The organism is Actinomadura sp. NPDC049753 (assembly GCF_040674655.1).
GTDB classification, from domain to species: Bacteria; Actinomycetota; Actinomycetes; order Streptosporangiales; family Streptosporangiaceae; genus Spirillospora; species Spirillospora verrucosospora.
The window spans coordinates 1-2,885 of record NZ_JBFARL010000399.1 but is presented as its reverse complement, the minus strand read 5'-3'; the positions used below and the strand labels follow the sequence as shown (position 1 = coordinate 2,885).

General features: G+C 75.4%; 2 protein-coding genes. Both read left to right on the top strand.

The genetic code is table 11. The features are described 5' to 3' along the window. Positions 1-139 precede the first annotated feature (139 nt). A complete protein-coding gene (locus AB0K37_RS41510) occupies positions 140-640 on the top strand; it encodes a DUF4282 domain-containing protein (RefSeq protein WP_363991553.1) in 501 nt (166 codons plus the stop codon). Between the two features lie 11 nt (positions 641-651). After that, positions 652-2,885 (top strand): protein kinase (locus tag AB0K37_RS41505; RefSeq protein WP_363991550.1); only part of this gene is annotated, 2,234 nt, incomplete at its 3' end.

Genomic DNA, 2,885 nt, shown 5'->3' with positions numbered 1-2,885 from the left:
CCAGAACCTGGCCCCACCGGCCCGCACGTCCGCACCGCCCCCCGCGCGATACGGGATCGTCGCGCGGCGGGTTCCGGCGGCGGACGGGGCCAGGCTTTAGAGTCTCCGTGTAGCGGTCCCCACACTGGAGACGACGGTGATGACGAACCCACCGGACCCTGGCAACCCTCCGCGTCCGCAGGCGCCCGGCGGGCCTGGCGGACCCTACGGTCCACCGCCCGGCGGGCCCGGCGGCCCCTTCCCCGGCCCCGCCCCCCGTCCCGTCCCCGGTCCCCGCCCGCCCGGTCCGGCCTCCGGGTTCCCGGAGCCGCCGCAGGGGTGGGCGCCCCCGCCCGGCGAGCCCGGGGGCAGGAACGTGCTCGGGGGCCTGTTCGACCTCAACTTCGACACCATGATCACCGCGCGGGTGGTGAAGGTCCTCTACGTGCTGGCGCTGATCGCGATCTCCCTGTTCTCGCTGCTGATGGCGGTGTACGGGCTGGCGGCGCTCGACGACAGCGCGGCGGTCGGCCTCACGCTCCTCCTCGGGTCCCCGTTCGTGTGGCTCTTCCAGGTGTTCGCGACCCGGATCGTCCTGGAGTTCGTCGTCAACCAGTTCAAGATCAGCGAGTATCTTCGGGCCATCAAGGACAAGGGCTAGACGGGACGGCTGTGGGCGAGTTCGATGGCGCCCCGCCGCGCGACACCCGGCGCGACGCCGGGACGACGCGGCGGGACGCGGATGTGCCCGGGCCGCGCCCGGCGTCGCCGACCCGGCGGGAGGGGCACGGTCCCGGGGATCCGCTGATGCGGCTGCCGGCCGTGCTCGGCGAGCGGTACGCGACGGTCGCCGAGCTGCCCGTGCAGGGCGCCGAGTCCGACCTGCTCCTGGTGCGCGACGCCGACGGCGCCGAGTTCGTGGTGAAGATCTTCCGCCGCGGGTACCGCGCCGACCGGGAGGTGTGGGCGAAGCTGCCCGCGCTGGACGCGCCGAACGTCCTGCGCATCCTGGAGACGGGGCACGCCGACGGGCGCGACTACGAGATCGCCGCGTACGCGCCGGACGGCAACCTGCGGGCGCTGATGGACGAGGGGCCGCTCTCGGAGGACACGGTGGCCGAGGTCGCCGCCCAGCTCGCCGCCGGGCTGGGGGCGCTGCACCGGGCCGGCATCGTCCACCGGGACCTCAAGCCCGAGAACGTCCTGGTGCTGGGCAGGGAGCCGCTGCGGCTGGCCATCGCCGACTTCGGGCTGAGCAGGGTCCTCGACCAGAGCGTGGTGTTCGCCTCGTCGTCGCGGACGCTGGCCTACGCGGCGCCGGAGTCCCTGTCCGGCCAGGTGTCGCCGGCGCGCGACTGGTGGTCGCTCGGCATGATCGTCCGAGAGCTGGCGACGGGCCGGCCGCCGTTCCAGGGGCTGAGCGAGACCGTCGTGGTCGACCATCTCGCGACGCGGCCGGTCAGCGCTGACGACGTCCCCGGCCCCCGGCTGCGGCTGCTGTGCCAGGGGCTGCTGACCCGCGACCCCCGCGGGCGATGGACGGGCGAGCAGGTACGGGAGTGGCTGGACGGCGGTTCGCCGCGGGTCGCGGAGGAGAGCGTCCCGGCGGGCGCCGGGCTGCCGTTCAGGGGCCGCCGCTACACCGGCCGGAGCGAGCTGGCCCGCGCGCTGGTCGAGAACTGGGACCACGCCGCCCAGTACTTCTTCGGCCGGGGCGAGACCGGCGAGGCGTGGCGGAGCCTGCGGGAATGGCTCGCGGAGGTGCCCGACGACAGCCGCATCGCGCTCGTCGACGGCCACCTCATGACGACGCTGCCGCCCGACGTCAAGCTCCTGCACCTCGTGCGGTGGCTGGACCCGGCGATGCCCCCGCACTACCTCGGCCGCCGGATCACCGCCGCCGACCTGCCCGGGCTGGCGGGCCTGGCCGCCGACCGGCGCCATCCCGACCACCGCACCGCCTGCCTCATCGGGCGGGCGCTGTGGGAGCACCGCCTGCTGCCCGTGCTCGCCGGCTTCGCGGGCGGCGAGGAGCTGGCCCGGGTCGACGACCAGTGGCGCGCGCACGTGGCGGCATGGAACGACCTGGTGCGCTGGCTGCGCGAGCAGGCCGCCGCGCCGCCGGGTCTCGCCGGCCGGCTGCCCGACGCCGGCGCGGAGGAGCCGCCCGCCGTGCTGCTCGCCCTGCTCGCGCTGGCGGCGCGTCCCGACGAGACCGGGCGGCTGATCGCCAAGGGCGCGGCACGGGCCCGCGAGCCGGTCTCCGAACCGGTGCCGTGGTTCACCTGGATGGTGGACGGGGCCGGCGACGATCCGCTGCGGCTGCTCGCCGTGGCCCGCGCCGCACCGGAGGCCGCGGCGGAGAGCGAGTCGCGGACGCGCGAGCGGCACGCCGCCGAGCAGCGCGACGAGGCGCTGCGCACGCACTGGGCCGACCGCGAACGGCAGAGGCTCGCCGGCCGCGGCACGGCGATGGCGAAGGCGGTCGCGCTGACGTCGCCGCTGCTGCTGCTCTGGCTTCTGGGCAGCTGGGTCATCGGCTCGCTGTTCGGCGGTGGCGGCAACGACGACGGCACGACATCGGTCGGCCTGCACAGTTCCTCTTCGGGCGTCTCCTTCGGCGTTCTGGCCGTCTTTTCCGTGCTCGCCTGGGCGGTGCAGTGCGGCAGCGAGGTCCTCGCGGCGCGCGCACAGGGCGCGGACTACCTCCCCCACGGGCCCTGGGCGATGCTCTCGGGCATTCTCGGCGCGGGCGGCCGCGGGCTGTCGACGGCGTCCCAGACGATGTCGGGCGCCGCGCGGCAGACCGGTATTGTTGACCAGGACGTTCAGTGCCCCGAAGGTCTCGGTGGCGGTCTGGACGGCCCGCTGCCAGTCCTCCTCGCGGGACACGTCCATCCGGACGA